We start from the raw sequence: 23,009 nt of genomic DNA, 5'->3' as shown, positions 1-23,009 counted from the left end.
CGATCAGTGGAGATGATCGTCCGGGAAGACGGCATCGAGCGATTCCGCCGTCAAGGAACGCCTCAGGATTAGGTCAAGCTGTTCGAAGGGAGTTCTTCGAAGCCTTTCCTCCATGGCGGGCGGGATCGATCCGAATCGGGTTTCGAGGGCAATGCGGATACTCTCCGCCTTGCCCTCGATCACGCCCTTGGCATGACCCTCTTCCAGCCATTGCTGCGCAGCGAGCGATACCATGTCCTGCTCCCGGTCCGGCCTGACCCTGGCGTTCACCGTCCGCATCATGTCGACGGAGATCCGCGGGTACATCTCCAGCATATAGTACAGCACTTTCCGCGCCAGGGGCGAGCCCTCGCGCAGGCCCGACAGCACCGCCTCCAGCAGCATTTCCGGATCGGGCTGGCGGTAGACGTACTTGAGCGGCAGCAGCGCCGCCCGGACCTCCGGGTCGGAGGAGAGCTGGTCGTCGGGAATGGGGACGATGTTGCAGACGACGTAGCGGAAGTCGTGCAGCAGGTCGCGTAGGCCCTCGTCGGCACCGATGACGTCGACGACCGAGGTCGGCACCGTCCACGGTCCCCGCCCGTGATAGAACACCAGCGGGACGATCGGCGGCAGCCGGCGCATCCTGGAGGCGTCGTCGCCGACGAAGCTCTCCCAGATGTCGACCAGGTAGCCCAGCACCTGGAGCGGGGTCCGGGGATCGGCATGGCTCTTGTGCTCCAGCAGCACGTAGATCAGCAGCGTGCCGCCGTCGCGCAGCCGGACCGAGAACAGGCGGTCGACCCAGCTGGGGGTCAGCGTCCGGTCGACGAAGCTGCCGTCCAGCGGCACCGGCGGCTCGTCGCCCAGGCGGGCGGCGATGTCGGCCGGCAGGTAGTCGCGGATCAGGATGCCGGCCCGGACCGGATCGTCCAGCAGGGCCCGGAACAGGAGATCATGCTGCTGGCCCATCGGAAGCCGACCGTCCGCATGCGGTGGAATGACGGCGCCACTTGAAGGCGCCCGCATTCAACCGGCAATGCGGCATGTCGCCGTGCGTCAGGCGGCCTTGCGGACGCCGTCGTTGGCGGGCCGGCCGTTGAAGTTCGCGCTGCCGACACCCTTGACGCCGCCCTCGGCCAGTTCGTCGCGGGTCAGCTTACGCGCGATCACGGCGGTCACGGCGAAGTGGACGATGGCGATCAGGGCGAGCAGGGTCACGATGTTGGCGGTGGCTTCGGTAAGCATTGGATAAGTCCTGTCTTGGAAGTCCGTTTGTGCAGTGCAGCAAGTATGGTCCCGGACTGCTCCGAATGTCAAATGCGGCATTAGGTATTTTGTATACCAGAACAGCGAGGCAGCGTTGCATTTCGCGGACAGGTAACGCAAACCCGGCGGAACCCATCGTCCCGACCGGATCGTGGATACCCTCGGGGCAGGCCCCCGCATCTCCCGCGGGCTTCCAGGATTACTCATTCGCTTTTCGCAACAGTATGACGCACCGCAGCGCAGGACCGCCATTTCCTTGCCCGCGGCGCCCGATCGACAAGGTTTCGTTACCTGCCGGAAGGGCGCTGCCGGGTCCAGCGGCCGGGGCGGCGCTTCGACAGGCCCCAGAACCAGGCGATATGCTCGATGCAGGCGATTCCCATGTCGAAGACATAGGGCGCCGTCAGGACCGACCGCGCGCCGCTGCCGGCCCGCACCGGCGTTCCGTGCGCCATCCCCTTGACGACATACTCCTCGACGACCGCCTCGCCGGCGCGGTTCAGCCAGGCGCGCCGCATGTGCCCGTTGACCTTGTCCACCGTGGCGGGACCGCGGGGCAGCCGGTGGACGCCGACCCACTGCTTGACGATCTCCGCGCCGTTGGCGGGATTGACGGTCCTGTCCGAGTCGCCGTGCCAGACCGATACCCGCGGCCACCGCCCGCGGTGCGCCGAAGCGGCGCGGACGAGCCCCGCCCAGACGATGGACGGCCTGGCTCGGCCGTGGACCATGGCGTTGAGCGCGTCCATCCTGCCATAGGCCGCCTTGTAAGGCATGCCGGCGACGATGGCCCCGCCGGCGAAGACATCCGGATACGCGGCGAGAAGAGTGGAGGTCATCGCCCCGCCGGCGGACAGGCCGGTCACATAGATGCGTCCGGGGTCGAGCCGATGTTCGGCGACCATCCGGTCGACCATCTGGCGAATCGACAGGGGCTCGCCCCGGTCGCGCTCCATGTCGCCCGGCGAGAACCAGCCGAAGCACCGGTTGAAGTTGTTCGCCCGCTTCTGCTCCGGCAGAAGCAGCGCGAATCCCAGGCGGGCGGCCAACTGCGACCAGGCGATGCCATGGTCGAGACTGGCCGCCGTCTGCCCGCAGCCGTGCAGGGCCACCACCAGCGGAGCGTTCCTGGACAATCGCGGCGGCACGAACCTGTACATCCGGAGATTCCCGGGGTTGGAGCCGAACTCCTCCACCTCCACGATGTCGGGCCGCCATGACGGGGCGGCATTGGCCGAACCCGGATTGCGGAATGCCGTCGCAGCCCCGCCTGTCGCTCGGGCCATTGTCCTGCCTGTCAAAACGATTGGAAACGCCGGGAAAGCCTGCCATCGGCCGGCCGCCACCGGGAGTGAACCCGTCGCGCAAGCGACTCGTTCCTTCGCGGTTGCGATATGACGGCGGAGAACCGGACGTGCCTGAAATCGCGGCACCAGTGACTGCCTAAATTCCAGGCATAGTTACAAAAAAAGGATATAAGAAAGTTGGCGCATTAAGCAGTTGGCAAGCGCTTCGTTTTGTGCAAAAAAAAGGCCGCCCCGAAAGGCGGCCTGAGTCTAGGGAGGAAACGCCCAAAGAGGCGTATGCAGCATCACTGCTGCGATATCGAAGTTATCCGAAACCGGAATTCGATCAATGGGAAAGGCAGGTCGTCAGATCTGCCCTTCGCCATTCGCATGGCCATGAGCCCGTTTCCCGGCCGCGCGAATAACACCGGGCCAGCACCGTCCCTCCTTCGGGTACCCCTCCTTCCCCGCCCGGCATGTCGCCGAACCATCGTCAGACCAGCGGTTCTCTGCCCGCCTATGCCGTTCGCACGATGAGCACCGGGCGGATACACCGGCATATCCCTAAAATTCTATTAATTTCCCCTTTATATTGGGCATTTTTTAGACCATTCTTAGTCTCAAGAAGATCACAGCACAACGACGACTTACCAACCGCCCCCCTCGTCTAGCTGCGCAACAGCAATTTATAGGAACCCATAGTCATGAACGCCAATGGTCGCACGATCCTCGTTGAGTCCAACCGTCTTTTCCGTGAAGGGCTGAAGCATCTGCTGGCAGGCACCCGCTTCGAAGTCGGTGCGGAGTTCAACACCCTGGAGCAGGCGATCGCCCATGCCGGCGCCCAACAAGGTTCGGGCCAGGACGCCGAGCCGGGCCTGGTGATCACCGGGCAGCCCATCAAGGAGGCGGCCGACCTGCGGCAGCTCCGGGACGTCCATCCCGCGGCCCGGATCGTCGTGCTGGCCGACGACATGTCGGTGGACATGCTGCGCGAGGCGATGGGCGGCGGCGCCGACGGGTTCCTGATCAAGAACGTCTCGCCGGAGGCGCTGATCCAGTCGCTCCAGCTCATCATGCTGGGCGAGAAGGTGTTCCCGACCAATCTCGCGGCGATGCTGCTCGACATCAACGCGCCCTCGCCCCAGAACTCGATCCGCGGCCTGTCGCCCCGCGAGCAGGAGATCCTTCAGTCCCTGGTCACCGGGGCCAGCAACAAGATGATCGCGATCCGGCTCGGCATCACCGAGGCGACCGTCAAGGTCCACCTGAAGACGCTGCTGCGCAAGATCGACGTCAACAACCGCACCCAGGCGGCGATCTGGGCCATGAACAACGGCTTCTCGGCGGAAGGCGCCAGCACGCCGACCCGCAACCTCCAGGCGGTTTCCGCCTGAGGTCGGGCAACCGGGGTCACGACAGGAACCAGGACGGCGACAACAGGCTGCAGACGGGGCTTCCCATGAACGATCATTCCAAACTTCACACCATTCCGGTCAAGCTGGGCCTCAGCGAACACTACCTCGTGGGCCGCATGCTGATGCTCAGGGAGAGGCTCACCCCGCAGCAGTGGAACGTCTACGACCGGAGCGCGGAGGCGATCTGCAACCAGATCCTCAGCCGTCTGCCCGCCGACAATCCCGACTCCGCCAAATGGGACAACCGCCGCAAGCGGGGCTGAGGCGCTCGCCCGAAGCCAAAGCGGAGAAGGCCCGAACGGCCGCGCCCCAGGATACGGGGCGCGGCCGTTTGCCGTTCACGGCGGTTCAAGTGACTGCCTGCAACTGTTCTTAATTCAGTCTGAAAAACATAGTAAACGAGGAGGGATTAATCCTCTGGACAAAAGCATCACCGCAGTGCAACAAGGCTACCTTTTCCCGCATCGGCTGTTACTCTGATACCGAAGTGCGAAAGCCATATCCAAGAGCGTCAATCCCCAACAGACGCCAATAGAAGGAACAGCTTGATGCAACTCAAGATCATGGGCCTGATCCTCGCCGGCGGCAAAGGCACGCGGCTGTTTCCGTTGACGAAGGAGCGGGCGAAGCCGGCGGTACCCTTCGGCGGCAAGTACCGCATCGTCGATTTCGTCTTGAGCAATTTCATCAACTCGGGAATTTTCTCGATCTATGTCCTGATCCAGTTCCGCAGCCAGTCCCTGCTCCAGCATCTGCGCGACGGCTGGCAGTTCGGCGGACTGCTCCAGGAACAGTTCATCATTCCGGTGCCGGCCCAGATGCGCTCCCCCGGGGAGACCTGGTACAGCGGCACGGCCGATGCCGTGGCCCAGAACTGCAACCTGATCGAACAGTCCCGCCCCGACCTCGTCGTCCTGTTCGGCGCCGATCACATCTACCGGATGGACATAAGGCAGATGATCGAGTTCCATTCCCGGAAGAATGCCGGCGTCACGGTCGCGGTGATCCCGGTCGACAAGAAATACGCCAAGGAATTCGGCGTGATCGAGGTGGACGAGGACGGGCGGATAATCGGCTTCGTCGAGAAGCGCGAGGATGCCCCGACCATGCCGGGGGACCCGACCAAGGTCCTGGCGTCGATGGGCAACTACATCTTCTCGACCGACCTGCTGCTGAAGATGATCTACGACGACGTCAAGAACCCGAACAGCTCCCACGACTTCGGCAAGGACATCCTGCCCAACCTGGTGGGCAAGGTCGAGATGTTCGCCTACGACTTCCAGACCAACAGGATCGCCGGCGACCCGCCGGACCGGGTCCCCTACTGGCGCGACGTCGGCACGCTGGACGCCTATTACGAGGCCAGCATGGACGTGCGCGCGATCGATCCGCCGCTCAACCTCTATAACCGCCAGTGGCCGCTGCGCACCTCGGGCTATTCGGACCCGCCGGCCAAGTTCGCCTTCGACGAGGACGACCGCCGGGGCCAGGCGATCGACAGCATGCTGTCCGGCGGCTGCATCGTGTCGGGCGGCATCGTCAAGCGCTCGGTGCTCGGCCGCTGGGTGCGCGTCCATTCCGGCGCCCTGGTGGAGGACAGCGTGATCTTCGACAACGTGGACATCGGACGCCGGGCCAGGATCCGCCGCGCGATCATCGAGAAGAACGCCCGCATCCCCCCGGACGCCGTGATCGGCTACGATCTGGAGGAGGACCGCAAGAAGTACCATGTCACCGAAAGCGGGATCGTGGTCATCGACGGCACCCGGTCGCCGGTGCCGCTGGGCCGCGTCACCGTCTGACCAGCTACCCGCCGCCACGGCCGGCCGACGACCGGCCCCCCACCGACCAAGCGAACAGGAACAGGAATGGCCCCGGTGATCGTCCAAACCACCCCCTTCAACGATCAGAAGCCCGGCACCTCGGGCCTGCGCAAGAAGGTGGCCGTCTATAGCCAGCCGCACTACGTGGCCAACTTCGTCCAGTCCATCTTCGACGTGATGGACGGCATCCGGGGCCAGACCGTCGTGGTCGGCGGCGACGGGCGCTTCTACAATGCCGAAGCCATCCAGATCATCATCAGGATGGCGGCGGCCAACGGCATCGGGCGCCTGCTGGTCGGCCGCGGCGGCATCCTCTCCACGCCGGCCGCGTCCAACGTCATCCGCAAGCACAAGGCGTTCGGCGGGATCATCCTGTCGGCCAGCCACAATCCCGGCGGCCCCGACGGCGACTTCGGCATCAAGTACAATACCGGCAACGGCGGCCCCGCGCCGGAGCGGATCACCGACGCGATCCACCGCCGCACCGGCGAGATCACCGAATACCGCACGGTGGAGGCACCGGACCTCGACCTCGACCGGCTCGGCGAAACCCGGCTCGACGGCATGGCGGTGGAGATCATCGACCCCGTCGCCGACTATGCCGACCTGATGGAGAGCCTGTTCGACTTCGGCCGGATCCGCGCGATGTTCCAGGGCGGATTCCGGATGACCTTCGACGCGCTCAGCGCGGTCACCGGCCCCTATGCCACCGAGATCCTGGAGAACCGGCTGGGTGCCCCCGCAGGGACAGTGCTGAACGGGACTCCCCTGCCCGACTTCGGCGGACACCACCCCGATCCCAACCCGGTCCATGCCCACGACCTGGTCGCCGCCATGACCGGGCCGAACCCGCCGGATTTCGGCGCCGCCTCCGACGGCGACGGCGACCGCAACATGATCATGGGACCGAACCTCTTCGTGACGCCCAGCGACAGCCTGGCGGTCCTGGCGGCCAACGCCCATCTGGCCCCGGGCTATTCCGCCGGCCTGAAGGGGATCGCGCGTTCCATGCCGACAAGCCGCGCCGCCGACCGGGTCGCGGCCAAGCTGGGCATCCCCGGCTTCGAGACCCCCACCGGCTGGAAGTTCTTCGGCAACCTGCTGGACGCAGGCATGGCGACCCTGTGCGGCGAGGAAAGCGCCGGCACCGGCTCGGACCATGTCCGCGAGAAGGACGGGCTGTGGGCGGTGCTGCTCTGGCTCAACGTCCTCGCGGTCCGGGGCGAGCCGATCGGCCGCATCATGACGGGGCACTGGCGCGAGTACGGCCGCGACTACTATACGCGGCACGACTACGAGGACATCGACACCGCGACGGCCGACGCGCTGATGGCCGACCTGCGGGCCGCTTTGCCGACCCTTCCCGGCAAGGCTTTCGGGGACACCTCGGTCGAAGCGGCGGACGATTTCGAGTACCGCGATCCGGTGGACGGCTCCGTCGCCAGCCGCCAGGGCGTGCGCGTCATCCTGAAGGACGGCTCCCGCGTGGTCTATCGCCTGAGCGGCACCGGCACCGGGGGCGCCACGCTCCGTGTCTATATGGAACGCTACGAGGCCGATCCCGCCGGCCAGGACAGGGACGCGCAGGAAGCCTTGTCGGGCCTGATCGCCATCGCCGACCGGATCGCCGGCATCCGGTCCCGGACCGGCCGGGAAGCGCCGTCGGTCATCACCTGACCGGCGGCCGGGACCGCCCGAAGGGGCGGTCCCTCTCACACGGCGGGACTGCTTCCCGCTTCAGGACCCAGCATCGCTTTCAGCGTGCGCAGCATGCCGGCAAGGTCGAGCGGCTTGGTGAAGATCTCGATCGGGCCGTCGATCTCGACCCGCAGCCGGTGTTCGATCGCTTCCGACAGATAGCCGCTGGCGACGATCACCGGCAGGCGCGGCGCCGCGACCCGCAGACGGGCGGCCAGTTCGTCGCCGGTCATGCGCGGCATCTTCAGATCGGTCACGACCGCGTCTGCCCCGTCGCGCTCCCAGATGTCCCAGGCCTCCTGCCCGTCACCCGCCCGGCTGACCCGGAACCCCCGCCGCTGAAGCACATGCTCCATCGCCATCGCGGCAAGCACCTCGTCATCGACGACAAGGATGTGGCGCTGGTCCGACATGTTTCCTCGCTTTGAACCGTAACGACCTATTGAACACCTGAACCGGCCGGTTGGCACTTCCGAAATTGTGCTTATTCCGCAAGCGGCAGTCTTACCTCGAAGCGGGCGCCGGTCACCGTATCGCCCTCCACGATATTGGCGGCGGTGATGCGGCCCGCCATCGCCTCGACGATCCGAAAGCTGATGGCGAGGCCCAGGCCGGTTCCGCGCCCGGCCTCCTTGACCGTGAAGAAGGGATCGAAGATGCGGGCCATGTCGCGCGGCTTGATGCCGGTGCCGGTGTCGGAGACGCAGATCACCAGCGTGCCCGCCGCCGGGTCGGTCCGGGCCGCCACCTCGATGCGGCCCTCCCGGTCGGGCGCGACCGCGGCCCTGTCCTGGACGGCGTCGCGGGCATTCGTCAGCAGGTTCAGCACGACCTGCTCGAGCTGGAGCGGGCGCCCCCGCGCCTGGACCGGCTCCCCGGGCAGGTCGAGCGCCACGGTGACGCCCTCCGCCGCGAACTGCCGTTCGACCAGCTGGATCGCGACCCGCAGGCTATCGCGCACGTCGAAGACCTCCGTCGTGCCGGTATCGCGGCGGCTGAAGACGCGCATGTGGTCGACGATGCCGCGCAGGCGCTGCGCCTGCTCGACCGCCACCCTCATCACCTGCTTCATGTGGTCCTCGTCGAACTCGCCGTCCTCCATCGCCAGCAGCGCGTCCTCGCTCCACAGCGAGATCGCGTTGAGCGGCTGGCTCATTTCATGGGCTATGCCGGCCGCCATGGTACCCAGGGTGGCGAGACGCGACGCCTGATCCAGTTCCTCCTCCAGCCGCAGGCGTTCGGTCAGGTCGCGGAAGGTCAGGACGATCCCGCCCACCGCAGGCTGGTGCAGCAGGTTGGTCGCGATCACCTCCAGCGTGCGGTAACCGCCTTCCGGCAACTCCGTCCTCACCGTCCGGCTGACGCTCTCGCCCGGCCTGGCCGCGGAGTCGGAGACCAGTTCGGCGACGTTCCCACAATCCCCCCTCACGACATCCGAGGCCGGCTGGCCCAGCAGCGCGGTCTCGGAGCGGCCGAAGATCCGGTCGGTCGGGCCGCTGGCGAAGCCGATGGTGCCGGCATCGTCGGTCAGCAGCATGGCATCCGACGCGTTCTGCACCAGTGCCCGGAAGCGCAATTCGCTGGCGCGCAGCATGACGGCTTCCCGCCGTGCCAGCCGCCGGTCGATCATCGCCGAGGACAGCGCCATGGAAAGGAGCAGGAAGCTGACCACCGTCACCAGGGTGCCGACGACGGTCTGGTCCAGACCGTCCCCGCTCGGACCCGGCAGGTCCGCGTCCACCACGAAGATCGCGGCCGCCATGCCGGTATAGTGCATGCCGACGACGGCGAGCCCCATGACGCCTGCGGCGGCGAACCGCTGAAGCCCGGAACCGGTGCGGAACGCAAGCCGCAACGCCGCGACCGAGGCGCCGATGGCGATCAGCACCGATACTCCGACCAGCACGGGATCGTATTCCAGCCGGGCCTGCATCCTCATGCCGGACATGCCGAGATAATGCATGGAGACGATGCCGGCTCCCATCATGGTGCCGGCGGCCAGGGTCCGCGCGGTGGAGGATGCGTCGGCATTGACGACGAACAGCCCGATGCCGGTGACGACGATCGGGAGCAGAAGCGACGCGACGGTGATGCCGGAGTCGTAGGCGACCGGCATCGGCATCATCCAGGCCAGCATGCCGACGAAATGCATCGCCCAGATGCCGCCGCCCATCGCGACGGCGGCGGCGGCGATCCAGGCCCTTGCGCCCGTTCCGTCGGAGGTACGGACGCGCGCGGCCAGATCGAGGGCGGTGAACGAGGCGAAAACGGCGATTGCGTAGGACAGCAGCACAAGTGCGGTGTTGTAATGCCCGCTCATGTCCATGGTCGTCCCGCCAATTTCAGCCTCCCTCAGGTTGCGAAGAGGCTTATACGACGGTCCAGGCCCAGTCGCACCTGACCTTTCGGCCCTTTCCTGTTCCGGATAGAAGGGGTGTATGCGGAAAGGCCAGGTACCCGTCAGGTCCTAGGCATCACCTGATGTCGAACCGCCACCACACGCTCGGCGGCGGCGGGCGGTAATAGCGCGGCGGGGCCTGCCAATGACGGCGGCCGAAGTCGTCCTGGCGCCAGACGCGTTCGCGCCGCGCCGCCCGGCGCTCCCCGATGATCTCGCCCAGCTCGACGCAGGCGCGGCGGTTGCCGAAATCGCAGGCCCGTTTCAGGCTGTGGGACTGGTATGGGTTGGAATGCAGTTGCCTGCCCCAACGGTCCCCGTGCCGGTCCCAGTCGGCCTCGGCCGGGAGAGCGGACAGTAGAAGCAGGGACGCTGATGCGAGCAGGGTACGGATACCCATGGGGGGTCACCTTGCAGGTTCGTGTGCAAGGATCAACAGCCGTGCCCGGGGCGTTATTCCGATCCCGGGCGGAGGAGGCGGCCGGAATGCCGCTCCCCGCCCGGATGGTCGCGGTCAGAGACCGGTCGCGGCGGTCCGGGTCGCCGAGTCGACGCGCAACTTGTCGCCGTCGCGGGTCAGCACGAGGCGGGCGGCCGGCGTACCCTCGTCACCGGCCAGTTCGATCACGGCCGACTGGCCGGCGGCCAGATCGTGGGTGAAACGCAGGGCCGGCGACCGGTCGTCCGCGGCGACGGTGGTGACGACTTCGAACTTGTCCGAGGAATTGGTGAAATAGACCACGGCGGAACCGTCGCGCAGGGAGACGGTACGGGCCTGATCGGCGCTCACGACGTCGGCGGCCGAGGCGGCCGAGGGAACCAGGAGGGCCAGGGCGGCAGCGGCGATGATGCGACGCATTGTGAAGTCCTTTCGCAGTGCAACAAACTGCGAGGATATATAATAGATTTTGGTTAGGAGAACATGAATTTTTGCACTGCAAAAAAGCTATAGGTGGTTTGCATCCATCGTATCGGCCCGATCGGGACGCGGCGCGGCGCATTCGGGATGGGACATACTCGCGCCGATTGCCGGGTCAGGTTGACAGCACCTGCGGAAGATGCCGATCAACCTGTCCTGGAAGTCCCTGTTACTTACGGTCTCGCGGCGGCGTCAGCATGGGCATCCAGAACTGCATGGACATACGGATCCAGTTCTGGATGAACTCCTGCTGCTGACGCTGGATTTCGGCGTTCCAGGCGCCGCGCATCATGCCGGCCGAGGAGTTGAAGGCCGAGAGCCAGACGCTCATGAAGGGGTTCTTGGCGGTATAAAGGTTCTGCACGGGGACCTCCTGTCGTGGGTGCGTGGAGACTCAACATCCCGCAGTGCGGAACGGCACCACGGGATGTTCATCGACCGACCGGCAGGAAGCTTCGGCACGGCGCCGGAGCCTGCGTCACGTTGAAGCGGCGAGCCCCGTAAGCGCGGGAGCCGGCGGCGTCCTGCGCGGGCGACGAAGCCCCAGTTCGGTCCGGAGGCGCCAGAGATTGCTGACGAAGCACATGGTGTCCGATGCCAGCCCGAACGGCGAGCCCACCATCATGTTGTGCGTCGCCCACCCCATGGAGCAAAGGATGAAGAAGCCGCGCAGCTTGAAGGTGTCGGTCTGCCAGCGCCCGAGCGTCGCCATGGCCATGCCGAACGCGGCGCCGGCCGATGCGAGCCCGTTCCAGGTCAGGACGGTCAGCAGCGCGATCATCGGGACCGTCGACCAGAACAGGATCGTGGTCGCCCGGTTGCGGCGCTCTGGCAGCGAGGCCACCGCCTGGACCAGGGTCACGGCGCACATGGCCGAGCCGCTCCAGGCGCCGAGCAGTCCGTAATGGATGCCGAACATGACGGTGGCGAAGGCTTGGACCGCGAGAATGGCGCGGCGGTCCTTGAGGAAACCCCAGGACGAACCGGCGACGACGCCGGTGATGCCAAAAATTTCGGCGAGCATGGCTCTGGACAGCACTGCATGGGAGGGAGGGGAAAAGACAGTATTGTATATACCCCGGCCGACGATCGGCCTGTCTTGCGATGTTCGCTGGTGAGCCATGCGGAAACTGTGCCCTCCATGGCGCACTTGTCACATGCCGGACACACCCGCATGATCGGATGATACCTGTTCGAACGGAACGGCCGGGCGGAAGATCCGACTCGCCAACGGTCCGCGACCCGGCTGGAACCGGACGATCCCTGCAGTCCAGGTCTATTCGCCGCCTGTCCGCCGGCTTTAAGATTTCGTTATCGAACCTTTCCGCATACGCCGGGAACCAAGCCTGGAGGAAAGTTAGACAAGTCACGATCATTAACGACTTTGAACATATGACCTATCTCAAAAGCCCGGATTCGTTGCAAATTTCCGTTGATTTTCATTGTATTGCAAGGGGATGGCAAAATTGGTTTGACGCCTAACTCCCGCGAATTGGGTAATCATTCGTTAACTTACCGCGCCGTATTTCAGATCTCGAAAGATCACGCTGCGTATGGAGCACGTCGACCATGAAGGACGATCAGAATTCCGGTAAGGACAACGGTTCCTACCTGCTCGGACAGGCCCTCTCGGGTCGGCACCTGCTGGATTCTCCCGGTTCTTCGAGCGGCATCGACAGCGGCGGAAAGCGACCCGACGGCGACACCTACCTGCGGAGCCCGCGGCCCCTGCCCCGTCGGCCCAACCGGCGCATCGACCCGCGCGGCTTGGCCGACCGCCCGGCGGCGGCGGACAGGACCGCGGGCATTCCGGAGCGCACCGCGGCCGAGCGGATCTCGGCCGCCGCATCGGCCATGCAGGCCGACAACGACCTCGACCTCGACCTTGATGACGATTCCGACGACCTGAACTCCAACGGCCTGATTTCCCGCTCCGGCTGCCCGCGCGGATGGCTGATCAGCGAAGCGGAACTGGCACGCCGTTTCGCCCGCCTGGGCAGCCGGTTCGAGGACGTCGAGGTGGACACCGAGCTGGACCGGCCCGCCGCCTCCGCCAAGCCTGCCCAACCCGCCCCGCGGGACGCCGCGCGCGCCTCCTCCTACACCTCCTTGTTCGACCTGCCCCGCCGTCCTCCCGCTTCGAAGCGCTGACCGGACGCCCTGCTCATGGGGGCTTGAAACTTCCCGCCGCCGACGTGTTTCCTTCCCGGGGAATAGGCCCCTACGGGAAGAGGAAATGGATATGTCGAACCACCCTGCCCTGGCAGCCGGCCGCGTCGCCGTCGTCACCGGGGCGGCCAGCGGCATCGGCCTTGCCGCGGCACGGCGCTTCGCGGCGCTCGGCATGAAGGTCTGCATGGCCGATATCGATGCGGACGCCCTGGAAGCCGCCGCATCCGATCTTGGCGGCACGACCGAGACGCTGGCGGTCCCGACCGACGTCTCCGACCGCGCCCAGGTCGAGCGCCTCCGGGACAAGGTCCTGAACCGCTTCGGCGAAGTCGCCGTCCTGATGAACAATGCCGGCCGCGAGGGCGGCGGCGGGCTGTTCGGCGATCCGGCGCGCTGGCGGGCCATCCTGGACACCAACCTGTGGGGCGTCGTCCACGGCGTGCAGGTCTTCGCCCCGGGCATGATCGCCCAGGGCGCGCCGGCGGCCATCGTCAACACCGGCTCCAAGCAGGGCATCACCTGCCCGCCCGGCGACACCGCCTACAACGTGACCAAGGCCGGCGTGAAGGTCGTGACGGAAGCGCTCGCCCACGAGCTGCGCAACGCCGAGGGCTGCCAGGTGACCGCCCACCTGCTGATCCCCGGCTTCACCTTCACCGGCTTCACCCGCGTCCGCGTTTCCGAGAAGCCGCCGGGAGCCTGGACGCCCGAGCAGGTCATCGACTTCATGCTGCCGGCCATGGCCGCGGGCGATTTCTATATTCTCTGCCCGGACAACGACGTGACCCGGGAGATGGACGAGAAGCGCATCCGCTGGGCGGCCGAGGACATCATCCGCAATCGTCCCCCTCTGTCCCGCTGGCATCCGCTGTACAAGGAAGAGTTCGAGAAATTCGACCCGAAGGGCTGAAAGGGACATCATGACCGCCACAGCGAACGATACCGCCACCGCACGCCGGGACCCCAGCCGGGTCGCCTACCAGAAGCCGCAGCCTTTCGGCATGATGCCGGACATCTTCTTCGGCGGCGCCCTGGACCTCGGCGACGACGACCGCTCCTGGGTGCCCCAGGCGGACGGCGTCTGGTTCAAGCCGCTGATCCTCAACGTCAGCCAGGGCTACTATGTCAACCTGCTGAAGGTCCGCCAGTCCGGCGTGCTGTCCCGCCACCGCCATTCCGGCCCGGTCCACGCCTTCACCCTGCGCGGCTCGTGGCACTATCTGGAGCATGACTGGATCGCCCGCGAGGGCGATTACGCCTTCGAACCGCCGGGCGAGACCCATACGCTGGTCGTGCCGGAAGGCGTGGAGGAGATGGTGACCCTGTTCCACGTGACCGGCGGCTACACCTATGTCGATCCCCAGGGCGAGGCGCTGGGTTACGAGGACGTCTTCACCAAGCTCGCCAACGCCCGCCGCCACTTCGAGGCGATCGGGCTGGGTGCCGACCACGTCCAGCGTTTGGTGCGGTAAGGCGGCGGCAATGGTGGATCGAGTGTGATCTGCCTATGGTGCGGACATATTGTTCTTGAGGGAGAAGTGCTTAGAGCGGTACCCGATCCGGTTGAATCGCTTCGGATCACGCTGCCTGCCGTTCCACGCGTCGCACCGTGTTGCGCCATGGGCGCAACCTACGGCTCGATGCAGGGCGGAGATAATGCAGGGCGACGATCTTAGGTTGCGCCCATGGCGCAACGCATCGGATCAGCTGCCTCGGGCGGATCGACCAGATCGGGTACAGCTCTAGAAGTCTACTCGCAAGGTAGTGCCGGGCGCTGGATGACCTTGGACCTTCACTACCCCCATCCCAACCATTCTCAATCCCGGTATCACGACATAAGGTCTACAGGCCAAAGGCTTTCGTGGTCTGCTTTGCTAAAATACTGTCTTCAAGCACCCCAAGAGTCATTGGTCCACAAACCCTCACACGTGCTCGGCCGCCGCCGCTGCCGCGGAGGCCTCGCCGCGGGCGTGCTCCGCGCTCTTCATGCCGTTGAAGAAGGCGTTCAGCGCGACCGCGACGATGGCGGCCAGCAGGATGCCGGACTCCAGCAGCGGGTGCAGGGCGTGGGGCAGGTTCTTGAAGAAGTTCGGCGCCACCAGCGGGATCATGCCGAACCCGATGGAGATCGCGACGATGAACATGTTGTTCGGGTTGTTGCGGAAATCGACGGCGGTCAGGATCCGGGCGCCGGTCGCGGCGACCATGCCGAACATCACCAGCCCCGCCCCGCCGAGCACCACCACCGGCACCGCCTCGACCAGAGCCGCCATCTTGGGCAGCAGGCCCAGGATCAGCATGATCACGCCTCCCGCCACCGTGACCCAGCGGGAGCGCACCCCGGTGATGCCGACCAGACCGACATTCTGCGAGAACGAGGTGTAGGGAAAGGTGTTGAAGATGCCGCCCAGCAGCGTGCCGACGCCGTCGGCGCGCAGGCCCCGGGTCAGCGACGCCTGGTTCACCTCGCGGCCGGTGATGTCGCCCAGCGCCAGGAACATGCCCAGCGACTCGATCATGACGACCAGCATCACGATGCACATGGTCAGGATCGGGATCAGGTGGAACTGCGGCATCCCGAAATGGAAAGGCAGCACGAGGTCGAACCAGGCCGCGGTCGCGACCTTCTCGAAATGCATCAGGCCCAGCGACGCGGCCAGCACCGATCCGGCGACGATGCCCAGCAGCACAGCGATGTTGGCGACGAACCCCTTGCCCCACTTGATCAGCGCCAGGATCACCAGCAGCACGAACAGCGCGATGCCCAACCCGGTCACCTGGCCGTAATTGGGGTTCGGGAAGGCAGCCGGCACGCCGTCCACCATCCTGGTCAGCATCGGCAGCCCGCCGCCGGCCCAGTTGATCCCGACCCGCATCAGGGAGATGCCGATCACCAGGATGATCGTGCCGGTCACGACCGGTGGAAAAAGAGGCAACAACCTGCTGATGAAGGGTGCAGCCGCGATCCCGAACACGCCCGCCGCGATGACCGAGCCATAGATTCCCAGCAGCCCGACATCGGGCGCCGCCGCCATGGAGAGCATCGGGCCGACCGAGGCGAAGGTCACGCCCATCATCACCGGCAGCCGAATGCCGACTCCAGGGAAACCCAGGCACTGCACCAGCGTCGCCAACCCGCAGGCGAACAGGTCGGCGCTGATCAGGAAGGCGACGTCCTCCGGGGGCAGGCTCAGCGCCCGCCCGATGATCAGCGGTACCGCGACCGCGCCGGCATACATCACCAGCACGTGCTGCAAAGCCAGGGGAATCAGCCGCGGCAGCGGCAGTCGTTGGTCCACGGGGTGGAGGGTGGTCGCCATGGGGGTCCTCTGCGCCAGGAATGCCTTCATGGGCGCAGAGGGTTGCAACAATTACGCCACAATTCCACCCGACCGGCGGCCGGACGCCCGTTACTGCCCTTGCCCGTAGGCCAGGACATGGTCGGGATACCGGACGTCGGCGGCGGGATCGCGCTTGTAGTCGAGCAGCAGCACGACGCGCGTCTCGCCGCTGCGGTTCCAGGCCTCGTGCTCGGTCGTGTCGTCGAACAGCATCAGGCCCCCGGGAGTCCAGGACTTGGTCTCCGGACCGACCCGGATCGCGCAGTCGGGGGGTGTCAGCAGCCCCAGGTGGGCGCGCAGGACCTCGCTGGTATAGCCGAAATGGGGCCCGATATAGGTCCCGGGCGCCAGGGAGGAGAAGCCGGCGGTGAGCAGTCCGGGGATCCCTTCGATGGCGTCGGTGGTGCGCGGGCAGAGCGCGCAGTGCTCCTCCACCTTCTGGCCGAACTTGTAAAGCGGGAACACCGTCCAGTTCCCGTCGTAGATGCTCTTCTCGGGCCAGGCGATGAAATATTCCTTGGAGAGGGCGAGCAGTTCGGCCCGGATGTCCATCCAGGCGTCGGAGAGGGCGGCCAGTTCCGGCACCTGCGCCGGGTCCATGAACATGATTGAACCTCGTGAATACAATGTAACTCAAAAGCGAAATATTATGGCACGAGCCACCCGTTGAGGGCAATCGGCACCATGGCGCCGAGCTTCCAGTGGCATAACCGCCCGTCCGCCCGGATGTACGGTCAGCAAACCCCTCAATTGGTTACCCCAACGAAACCTATTGCAAGTCACTCTCATTATCACTAGCGTCCCGCGGCACCGTCCCGGCGGCCTGCCGCCCTGTCCTTGTCCTCTGCGGGAAAATCCCCATGCCTTCCGAAACTCGCCCGATTTCCCTCCTGGCAAGACTGCTGGGAACCGCGGCGGTCATGATCCTTCCCGCAGGTGCTTCCGCCCAGGGAACCGAAGGCGGCCAGATCGTCCTTCCACCCATCTCGGTCGAAACCACGGCCCCGACCGGCACGAGCCCGGTGCAGGGCTACGTGGCGCCGGTGACCTCCACCGCGACCAAGACCGACACGCCGCTGATCGAGACGCCGCAATCGATTTCCGTCATCACCCGCGACCAGCTCGACGATCGCGCCGTGCAGTCCATCACCGAGGCGCTGGGCTACACCGCCGGCACCTTCTCCAGCACCTTCGCCGACCCGCGCTTCGACGATCCCGTCATCCGCGGGTTCAGCGCCGGCCCCAACCAGTTCCTGGACGGGCTGCGCATCCTGCGCACCTTCGGGGCACCCGCGATCGAGCCCTACGGGCTGGAACGGGTCGAGGTGCTGCGCGGCCCCTCCTCCGTTCTGTACGGCCAGTCGGTGCCCGGCGGGCTGGTCAACATGGTCAGCAAGCGGCCGACCGAACAGAGCTTCGGCGAGGTCAACCTCCAGGCCGGAAGCCACGACCGCTACCAGGGCTCGTTCGACCTGGGCGGCCCGCTCGACCAGGAGGGGCAGTTCCTCTACCGCCTGACCGCGCTGGGCCGGAAGAGCGACACCCAGATGGACCATGTCGAGGACGACCGCTGGTTCGTCGCCCCGGCGCTGACCTGGAAGCCCGGTCCCGACACCAGGCTGACCCTGCTGGGCCGCTTCCAGCACGACGAAGCCCAGTCGCCGCCGGGCCTGCCCGCCGTGGGCACGCTCTTCGGCAGCCCGTTCGGCGACATCTCCACCAGCTTCTATCCGGGCGAGCCGACCTTCCGCGACAGCGAGCTGGAACTGTCCAGCATCGGCTACGACTTCGAGCACCGCATCGACGACACCTTCACGATCCGGCAGAACGCGCGGTACCTGCATCTGAGGTTCGACTACGACACGCTGTTCACGTCCGGCCTCGCCGCGGACCAGCGCACGCTCCGGCGCGGCAGCCTGGTCCAGCGGGAAAGCTCGGACACCGTCAATGTCGACACCTCCGGGCAGGCGAAGTTCGCCACCGGTCCGCTGGGGCACACGGCGCTCCTGGGCGTGGATTACCGCCGCTTCTGGGGCGACACCCGGACCGGCTTCGGCGCGGCCCCGTCGCTCGACCTGCTGAACCCGGTCTACGGGCAGGCGATCGCCCCGCCCCCGATCGGCACCGACAGGGACGACGACCTCAGCCAGCTCGGCATCTATGTCCAGGACCAGGTCAGGCTCGACAAGTGGCTGCTGACCCTGGGCGGGCGCCACGACTGGGTCGAGACCGAGCAGCGCAGCCGGATCACCGGCGCCGAGACCACGCAGGACGACAGCGCCTTCACCGGCCGCGCCGCCCTGATGTACCTGTTCGACGGCGGCTTCGCGCCCTATGTCAGCTACACCACCTCCTTCGACCCGGTGATCGGGACCCAGGCACCCCAGCGCGGCGGCGGCAGTTTCGAGCCGACCGAGGGCGAGCAGTACGAGGTCGGCCTCAAGTACCAGCCGCCCGGCAGCAACAGCTTCTTCACCGCGGCGCTGTTCGACCTGACCCGGACCAACGTCACCACGACCGACCCCGACTTCCCGACCTTCCAGGTCCAGACCGGGGAGGCGCGGGTCCGCGGCATCGAGCTGGAGGCGACCGCCAGCCTGATGCGGGGCCTGGACGTCACCGCCGCCTACACCTACCTCGACTCGGAAGTGACCGAGAGCAACACGGGGACCGAGGGGAACCGGCTCGCCGCCGTGCCCGAGCACCTGGCCAGCCTGTGGGGCGACTACAGCTTCCCCGAGGGCAGCCTGCTGGAAGGCTTCGGCCTGGGCGCCGGCGTCCGCCATATCGGCTCCCGCTTCGGCAACGAGGCCAACGACATCAAGGTGCCGGACGTCACCCTGTTCGATGCCGCGATCCGCTACGATTTCGACCGTTTCCGCGTGGCGCTGAACGCCAACAACCTGTTCGACAAGGAATACGTGACCTCGTGCGGCAGCGTCGGCGGCTGCTACTACGGCAACCGCCTCGCGGTGATCTCCACCCTGACATACCGCTGGTAGCACGCCTTGGACGGAAACCTCTACGAACTCCAGGGCGCCGCCTTCGGCGTGCCCGGCCGCGACCTGCTCCACCCGCTCGACCTGACCCTGGCCGGACGTCGGATCCACGGGCTGATCGGCCCGAACGGGTCGGGCAAGAGCACGCTGGTCAAGCTGCTGGCCGGGCAGCAGAAGCCCACGCGCGGGACCGTCCGGTTCGCCGGCCGGCCGGTCGGCGACTGGGCGGGGCGCGCCTTCGCCCGCAAAGTGGCCTACCTGCCCCAATTCACTCCCGCGGCCGACGGCATGACCGTGCGCGAACTGGTGGCGCTCGGCCGGTTCCCCTGGCATGGCACGCTGGGGCGGGTCACGGCGCTGGACCGGTCGGCCGTGGAGGAGGCGATCGCGCGCACCGGCATGGCGGGCTTCGCCGGGCGGCTGGTCGATACCCTGTCCGGCGGCGAGCGCCAGCGCGCCTGGCTCGCCATGATGCTGGCCCAGGACACCGAATGCCTGCTGCTTGACGAGCCGACCTCCGCCCTCGACGTGGCCCACCAGGTGGAGGTGCTGGCCCTGGTGCGCCGGCTCAGCCTGGAGCGGTCGCTGGGCGTCGTCGTCGTCCTGCACGACGTCAACATGGCGGCGCGCTACTGCGACGAGATCCTGGCGCTCGGCAACGGCCGCCTGGTCGCCCGCGGCTCCCCGGCGGAGATCATGCGGCCGGAGATGCTGGCTCGGATCTACGGCCTGCCCATGGGCGTGCTGCCCCACCCGGCGACCGGCCAGCCGATCGGCTATGTCCAGTGACGGAATCCGCCGCCATTTCCCGCCGGGCCTTCTGCGGGGCCGCCGCCCTGCTCGGCTTGCCGCCGTCCGGCATCGCCGCCGCTCCGGTGCCGTCGCGCGTCGCCGCGGTGGACTGGGCCATGCTGGAGACGGTGCTGGCGCTCGGCCTGATGCCGGTCGCCGGGACGGAGCTGGCCCACTATTCCCGATGGGTCGTGACGCCGCCGGTGCCCGGCCGGGTCGCCGACCTGGGCCTGCGCGGCGCGCCCAACCTGGAACTGCTGCTGCGGACGGCTCCCGACCTGATCCTCAGCTCCCACTTCTATGCCGGCATCCGGCACCGCCTCGGCCGGATCGCGCCGGTGCGGGAATCCTCGATCAACGCCCCGAACGGCCGCCCCTATGCGCGCGCGCTGGCCGAGACCGCCGAGCTGGGCGCGCTGCTGGGCCGGGCCGAGGCCGCCCGGACGCTGGTGGAGGCGACCGAAGCGGCCATGGACGCCCACCGCCGCACCCTGGCCGGAACCGCCCGGCGCCCGGTCCTGCTGATGAATTTCGGCGACAGCCGCCATATCCGGACCTTCGGCGCCGACAGCCTGCTCGGCTCGGCGCTGGAACGGCTGGGCCTGCCCAACGCCTGGACCGACCGGACGCAATACCGGGCCTCGGCCACCGTCGGCATCGAGCGGCTGGCGGAGATGCCGGACGCCGTCCTGGTCGTGGTCGAGCCGACGCCTCCCGGCGTCGAGCGGGTGCTGGACTCCAGCCCGCTGTGGCACGCCCTGCCCAGCGTGCGTGCCGGCTCGCTGGTCCGCCTGCCTGCCGTCAATTCCTTCGGCGCGCTCCCGGCCGCCGGCCGATTTGCGGACCTGCTGGTGCCGCGCCTGACCGGGGAGTCCGCCCATGGTTGACCTCGCCGCCCTGCGCCCGCGCGCGCCGGCCCTCCCGCGCGGACCCGCCCTGCTGGCCCTGGCGCTGGGGCTCACGGCCGCGGTCCTGGCGTTCCGGGAGCTCCATCTCCTGCTGCCCCTGGCCCGCTGGCCCGGCGCGCTGCTGGCGACCGACCTGACGGACATGGACCAGGTGCTGTTCCACTACAGCGCCCTGCCCCGCCTCGCGATGGCGCTGCTGTGCGGCGCGGCGCTCGGGCTGTCCGGCGCGCTGCTCCAGCGGGTGCTGCGCAACCCCATCGCGGAGCCCTCGACGCTCGGCATCTCGGCCGGCGCCCAGCTCGCCCTCGGCGCCGCGACGCTCCACGCGCCCGCCCTGATGGAGGCCTCGCGCGAGGCGGTGGCGCTGGCCGGCGCGGTGACCGCCATGCTGCTGGTCCTGGCGCTGTCCTGGCGGCAGGGGCTTCGGCCCGTCTCGGTCGTGCTGTCCGGCCTGGTGGTCGGCCTGACCTGCGCCGCCCTCGGCGGCACCCTGATCCTGCTGAACGGCGAGTACCTGATGTCGCTGTTCATCTGGGGCGGCGGCTCGCTGAGCCAGCAGGGCTGGAACGACGTCCTGACCCTGCTGCCCCGCCTCGCCGCGGCGGGGATCGCCGCGGCGCTGCTGATGCGCCCGCTGGTCTTGCTGGGGCTGGACGACGCGGCGGCCCGCAACCTCGGCGTGGCGCTCCACGCGACGCGGCTGGGAATCCTGCTGGTGGCGGTCTGGCTGGCGGCGTCCGTGGTGGCGCTGGTCGGGATCGTCGGCTTCGTCGGCCTCGCCGCGCCGACCTTCGCGCGCCTCGCCGGCGCTCGGACGCCGCGGCAGACCGTCGCCTGGGCTCCCGTCATCGGCGCCCTGCTGCTGTGGCTGACCGACGCCGCGACCCAGACCTTCGCCGGCGGCCAGGCCAGCCTGGTCCCGACCGGCGCCATGACCGCCCTGCTGGGCGGGCCGCTGCTGCTCTGGATGCTGCCCCGGCTGCACGCCCTGGCCGGGCCGACCGACGCCGGGACCGCCTCGACCGGCATCGGGCGCACCGTCCCGCATCCCTGGCGGCTGGTCGCCGGGCTGGCCCTGGCGCTGCCGCTGCTGTGCTGGGCGGCGCTGGCCCTCGGGACGGGGCCGGACGGCTGGACCCTGGCGACCGGCGACCAGTTCGACCGGCTGCTGCCCTGGCGCGGTCCGCGCCTCGCGGCATCCGTCGCGGCCGGCGCGATGCTGGCGGCGGCCGGGACCATCCTCCAGCGGCTGACCGGCAACCCGATGGCGAGCCCGGAGGTCCTCGGCATCAGCTCGGGCGCCGGGCTCGGCCTCTCCGTGCTGGTGCTGACGGTGGCGGCCCCCGGCCGGCTGGAGCAGCTCGGCGCCACCTCGGCAGGGGCGATGGCGGCCCTGGCGGTCATTCTCCTGCTGGCCCGCCGCTCCTCCTTCGCGCCGGAACGGCTGCTGCTGGGCGGCGTGGCGCTGGCGTCGTTCTGCGGCGCGGTCCTCGCCGCCATCATGGCGAGCGGCGACATCCGGGCGTTCCAGCTCCTCGGCTGGATCACCGGATCGACCTACGGCATCGAAGCGCAGGACGCCCTGGTGGCCGGCGCCGCCGCCCTGGTCCTGCTGCTGATGGTGCCGCCGACCGCCCGCTGGCTGGAGGTCCTGCCCCTGGGCGAGACCGCCGCCCGGGGCCTGGGGCTTCCCCTGGGGGGCAGCCGGCTGTGCCTGGTCGTCCTCGCCTCGCTGCTCAGCGCCGCCGCGACCCTGGTGGTCGGCCCGCTCAGCTTCATCGGGCTGATGGCGCCGCACCTGGCGCGCCTGGCCGGGCTGCGCCGGCCCCTGGCCCACCTCGCGGGCGCGGTGCTGCTGGGAGCGCTCCTGATGGGCCTGTCGGACTGGCTGGCGCGGACGCTGGCATTCCCCTACCAGCTTCCGGTTGGCCTCCTGGCGACGCTGGTCGGCGGCCCGTACCTGATGTGGTTGCTGGCCCGCCCGGCGGGCTCCGGCCGAGGCTGACG

22 protein-coding genes are annotated in these 23,009 nt (G+C 67.7%); 11 read left to right on the top strand and 11 right to left on the bottom strand.

The window, feature by feature from the left end:
- Positions 1 to 3: 3 nt before the first annotated feature.
- The 3 genes from IGS68_RS06115 to IGS68_RS06105 all read right to left on the bottom strand — a co-directional run bounded on the left by IGS68_RS06115 (position 4) and on the right by IGS68_RS06105 (position 2,534).
- Positions 4 to 951, bottom strand: a complete 948-nt coding sequence (locus tag IGS68_RS06115) for an Rpn family recombination-promoting nuclease/putative transposase (protein WP_201078134.1) — start codon at positions 949 to 951, stop codon at positions 4 to 6.
- A gap of 87 nt (positions 952 to 1,038) precedes the next feature.
- The gene (locus IGS68_RS06110; protein ID WP_201078133.1) at positions 1,039 to 1,227 is read right to left on the bottom strand and encodes a hypothetical protein; all 189 of its coding nucleotides are present in this window, start codon (positions 1,225 to 1,227) and stop codon (positions 1,039 to 1,041) included.
- Positions 1,228 to 1,535: 308 nt separating this feature from the next.
- Entirely contained in the window at positions 1,536 to 2,534 is a 999-nt protein-coding gene (locus IGS68_RS06105) for an extracellular catalytic domain type 1 short-chain-length polyhydroxyalkanoate depolymerase (protein WP_201078132.1), read from the bottom strand.
- A 704-nt stretch (positions 2,535 to 3,238) separates the two neighbouring features.
- On the opposite strand from IGS68_RS06105, the gene IGS68_RS06100 reads away from it, so the two are divergent.
- The 4 genes from IGS68_RS06100 (at position 3,239) to IGS68_RS06085 (ending at position 7,452) form a co-directional block, all read left to right on the top strand.
- Entirely contained in the window at positions 3,239 to 3,931 is a 693-nt protein-coding gene (locus IGS68_RS06100; RefSeq protein WP_201078131.1) for a LuxR C-terminal-related transcriptional regulator, read from the top strand.
- Positions 3,932 to 3,996: 65 nt separating this feature from the next.
- Positions 3,997 to 4,215 (top strand): hypothetical protein, encoded by a 219-nt coding sequence (locus IGS68_RS06095; protein WP_201078129.1) that lies wholly within the window; start codon positions 3,997 to 3,999, stop codon positions 4,213 to 4,215.
- A gap of 285 nt (positions 4,216 to 4,500) precedes the next feature.
- Positions 4,501 to 5,754 (top strand): glucose-1-phosphate adenylyltransferase, encoded by a 1,254-nt coding sequence (gene glgC / locus IGS68_RS06090; protein ID WP_201078127.1) that lies wholly within the window; start codon positions 4,501 to 4,503, stop codon positions 5,752 to 5,754.
- A gap of 66 nt (positions 5,755 to 5,820) precedes the next feature.
- Positions 5,821 to 7,452: an alpha-D-glucose phosphate-specific phosphoglucomutase gene (locus IGS68_RS06085; protein ID WP_201078125.1), complete on the top strand. Its 1,632-nt coding sequence runs from the start codon at positions 5,821 to 5,823 to the stop codon at positions 7,450 to 7,452.
- A 35-nt stretch (positions 7,453 to 7,487) separates the two neighbouring features.
- Here the strand turns inward: IGS68_RS06085 and IGS68_RS06080 are convergent, their stop codons facing one another.
- The 6 genes from IGS68_RS06080 to IGS68_RS06055 all read right to left on the bottom strand — a co-directional run bounded on the left by IGS68_RS06080 (position 7,488) and on the right by IGS68_RS06055 (position 11,814).
- Positions 7,488 to 7,886, bottom strand: coding sequence for a response regulator (locus IGS68_RS06080; protein ID WP_201078123.1), 399 nt, complete (start codon positions 7,884 to 7,886; stop codon positions 7,488 to 7,490).
- A gap of 71 nt (positions 7,887 to 7,957) precedes the next feature.
- On the bottom strand, positions 7,958 to 9,793 hold the full coding sequence (locus IGS68_RS06075; protein ID WP_201078121.1) for an MHYT domain-containing protein: 1,836 nt from the start codon (positions 9,791 to 9,793) through the stop codon (positions 7,958 to 7,960).
- A gap of 154 nt (positions 9,794 to 9,947) precedes the next feature.
- Positions 9,948 to 10,271, bottom strand: a complete 324-nt coding sequence (locus IGS68_RS06070; RefSeq protein WP_201078119.1) for a hypothetical protein — start codon at positions 10,269 to 10,271, stop codon at positions 9,948 to 9,950.
- Between the two features lie 114 nt (positions 10,272 to 10,385).
- A complete protein-coding gene (locus IGS68_RS06065) occupies positions 10,386 to 10,730 on the bottom strand; it encodes a hypothetical protein (protein WP_201078117.1) in 345 nt (114 codons plus the stop codon).
- 229 nt (positions 10,731 to 10,959) lie between these two features.
- Positions 10,960 to 11,154, bottom strand: a complete 195-nt coding sequence (locus tag IGS68_RS06060) for a hypothetical protein (protein ID WP_201078115.1) — start codon at positions 11,152 to 11,154, stop codon at positions 10,960 to 10,962.
- Between the two features lie 114 nt (positions 11,155 to 11,268).
- The gene (locus IGS68_RS06055) at positions 11,269 to 11,814 is read right to left on the bottom strand and encodes a YgjV family protein (protein WP_201078113.1); all 546 of its coding nucleotides are present in this window, start codon (positions 11,812 to 11,814) and stop codon (positions 11,269 to 11,271) included.
- A gap of 545 nt (positions 11,815 to 12,359) precedes the next feature.
- Between IGS68_RS06055 and IGS68_RS06050 the strand changes: the two genes are divergently transcribed.
- From IGS68_RS06050 to IGS68_RS06040, 3 genes are all read left to right on the top strand, one after another.
- Positions 12,360 to 12,941 (top strand): hypothetical protein, encoded by a 582-nt coding sequence (locus IGS68_RS06050; protein WP_201078111.1) that lies wholly within the window; start codon positions 12,360 to 12,362, stop codon positions 12,939 to 12,941.
- Between the two features lie 91 nt (positions 12,942 to 13,032).
- Entirely contained in the window at positions 13,033 to 13,872 is an 840-nt protein-coding gene (locus IGS68_RS06045) for an SDR family NAD(P)-dependent oxidoreductase (protein ID WP_201078109.1), read from the top strand.
- 10 nt (positions 13,873 to 13,882) lie between these two features.
- Entirely contained in the window at positions 13,883 to 14,434 is a 552-nt protein-coding gene (locus IGS68_RS06040) for a 2,4'-dihydroxyacetophenone dioxygenase family protein (protein WP_201078107.1), read from the top strand.
- Positions 14,435 to 14,884: 450 nt separating this feature from the next.
- On the opposite strand, the gene IGS68_RS06035 is transcribed toward IGS68_RS06040, so the two are convergent.
- Entirely contained in the window at positions 14,885 to 16,282 is a 1,398-nt protein-coding gene (locus tag IGS68_RS06035; protein ID WP_201078105.1) for a nucleobase:cation symporter-2 family protein, read from the bottom strand.
- A gap of 90 nt (positions 16,283 to 16,372) precedes the next feature.
- On the bottom strand, positions 16,373 to 16,909 hold the full coding sequence (locus tag IGS68_RS06030) for an aspartyl/asparaginyl beta-hydroxylase domain-containing protein (protein WP_201078103.1): 537 nt from the start codon (positions 16,907 to 16,909) through the stop codon (positions 16,373 to 16,375).
- Between the two features lie 254 nt (positions 16,910 to 17,163).
- Between IGS68_RS06030 and IGS68_RS06025 the strand changes: the two genes are divergently transcribed.
- The 4 genes from IGS68_RS06025 to fhuB are packed head-to-tail and all read left to right on the top strand — an operon-like array spanning position 17,164 to position 23,007.
- Positions 17,164 to 19,305: a TonB-dependent siderophore receptor gene (locus IGS68_RS06025; RefSeq protein ID WP_201078101.1), complete on the top strand. Its 2,142-nt coding sequence runs from the start codon at positions 17,164 to 17,166 to the stop codon at positions 19,303 to 19,305.
- Between the two features lie 6 nt (positions 19,306 to 19,311).
- A complete protein-coding gene (locus IGS68_RS06020; RefSeq protein WP_201078099.1) occupies positions 19,312 to 20,091 on the top strand; it encodes an ATP-binding cassette domain-containing protein in 780 nt (259 codons plus the stop codon).
- Positions 20,088 to 20,981, top strand: a complete 894-nt coding sequence (locus IGS68_RS06015; RefSeq protein ID WP_201078097.1) for an ABC transporter substrate-binding protein — start codon at positions 20,088 to 20,090, stop codon at positions 20,979 to 20,981. The genes IGS68_RS06020 and IGS68_RS06015 overlap by 4 nt, the downstream gene beginning before the upstream one ends.
- Complete coding sequence (gene fhuB, locus IGS68_RS06010; protein WP_201078095.1) at positions 20,974 to 23,007, top strand: Fe(3+)-hydroxamate ABC transporter permease FhuB; 2,034 nt, start codon at positions 20,974 to 20,976, stop codon at positions 23,005 to 23,007. The genes IGS68_RS06015 and fhuB overlap by 8 nt, the downstream gene beginning before the upstream one ends.
- Positions 23,008 to 23,009 lie beyond the last annotated feature (2 nt).

The organism is Skermanella sp. TT6, assembly GCF_016653635.2.
Classification (GTDB): domain Bacteria; phylum Pseudomonadota; class Alphaproteobacteria; order Azospirillales; family Azospirillaceae; genus Skermanella; species Skermanella cutis.
This window is presented reverse-complemented; position numbering and strand designations above follow the sequence as displayed.

Bases quoted from the DNA above. Each gene is read 5' to 3' on its own strand.
- IGS68_RS06115 (WP_201078134.1), bottom strand. From the start codon at position 951: ATGGGCCAGCAGCATGATCTCCTGTTCCGGGCCCTGCTGGACGATCCG.
- IGS68_RS06110 (WP_201078133.1), bottom strand. From the start codon at position 1,227: ATGCTTACCGAAGCCACCGCCAACATCGTGACCCTGCTCGCCCTGATC.
- IGS68_RS06105 (WP_201078132.1), bottom strand. From the start codon at position 2,534: ATGGCCCGAGCGACAGGCGGGGCTGCGACGGCATTCCGCAATCCGGGT.
- IGS68_RS06100 (WP_201078131.1), top strand. From the start codon at position 3,239: ATGAACGCCAATGGTCGCACGATCCTCGTTGAGTCCAACCGTCTTTTC.
- IGS68_RS06095 (WP_201078129.1), top strand. From the start codon at position 3,997: ATGAACGATCATTCCAAACTTCACACCATTCCGGTCAAGCTGGGCCTC.
- glgC (WP_201078127.1), top strand. From the start codon at position 4,501: ATGCAACTCAAGATCATGGGCCTGATCCTCGCCGGCGGCAAAGGCACG.
- IGS68_RS06085 (WP_201078125.1), top strand. From the start codon at position 5,821: ATGGCCCCGGTGATCGTCCAAACCACCCCCTTCAACGATCAGAAGCCC.
- IGS68_RS06080 (WP_201078123.1), bottom strand. From the start codon at position 7,886: ATGTCGGACCAGCGCCACATCCTTGTCGTCGATGACGAGGTGCTTGCC.
- IGS68_RS06075 (WP_201078121.1), bottom strand. From the start codon at position 9,793: ATGAGCGGGCATTACAACACCGCACTTGTGCTGCTGTCCTACGCAATC.
- IGS68_RS06070 (WP_201078119.1), bottom strand. From the start codon at position 10,271: ATGGGTATCCGTACCCTGCTCGCATCAGCGTCCCTGCTTCTACTGTCC.
- IGS68_RS06065 (WP_201078117.1), bottom strand. From the start codon at position 10,730: ATGCGTCGCATCATCGCCGCTGCCGCCCTGGCCCTCCTGGTTCCCTCG.
- IGS68_RS06055 (WP_201078113.1), bottom strand. From the start codon at position 11,814: ATGCTCGCCGAAATTTTTGGCATCACCGGCGTCGTCGCCGGTTCGTCC.
- IGS68_RS06050 (WP_201078111.1), top strand. From the start codon at position 12,360: ATGAAGGACGATCAGAATTCCGGTAAGGACAACGGTTCCTACCTGCTC.
- IGS68_RS06045 (WP_201078109.1), top strand. From the start codon at position 13,033: ATGTCGAACCACCCTGCCCTGGCAGCCGGCCGCGTCGCCGTCGTCACC.
- IGS68_RS06040 (WP_201078107.1), top strand. From the start codon at position 13,883: ATGACCGCCACAGCGAACGATACCGCCACCGCACGCCGGGACCCCAGC.
- IGS68_RS06035 (WP_201078105.1), bottom strand. From the start codon at position 16,282: ATGGCGACCACCCTCCACCCCGTGGACCAACGACTGCCGCTGCCGCGG.
- IGS68_RS06030 (WP_201078103.1), bottom strand. From the start codon at position 16,909: ATGTTCATGGACCCGGCGCAGGTGCCGGAACTGGCCGCCCTCTCCGAC.
- IGS68_RS06025 (WP_201078101.1), top strand. From the start codon at position 17,164: ATGCCTTCCGAAACTCGCCCGATTTCCCTCCTGGCAAGACTGCTGGGA.
- fhuB (WP_201078095.1), top strand. From the start codon at position 20,974: ATGGTTGACCTCGCCGCCCTGCGCCCGCGCGCGCCGGCCCTCCCGCGC.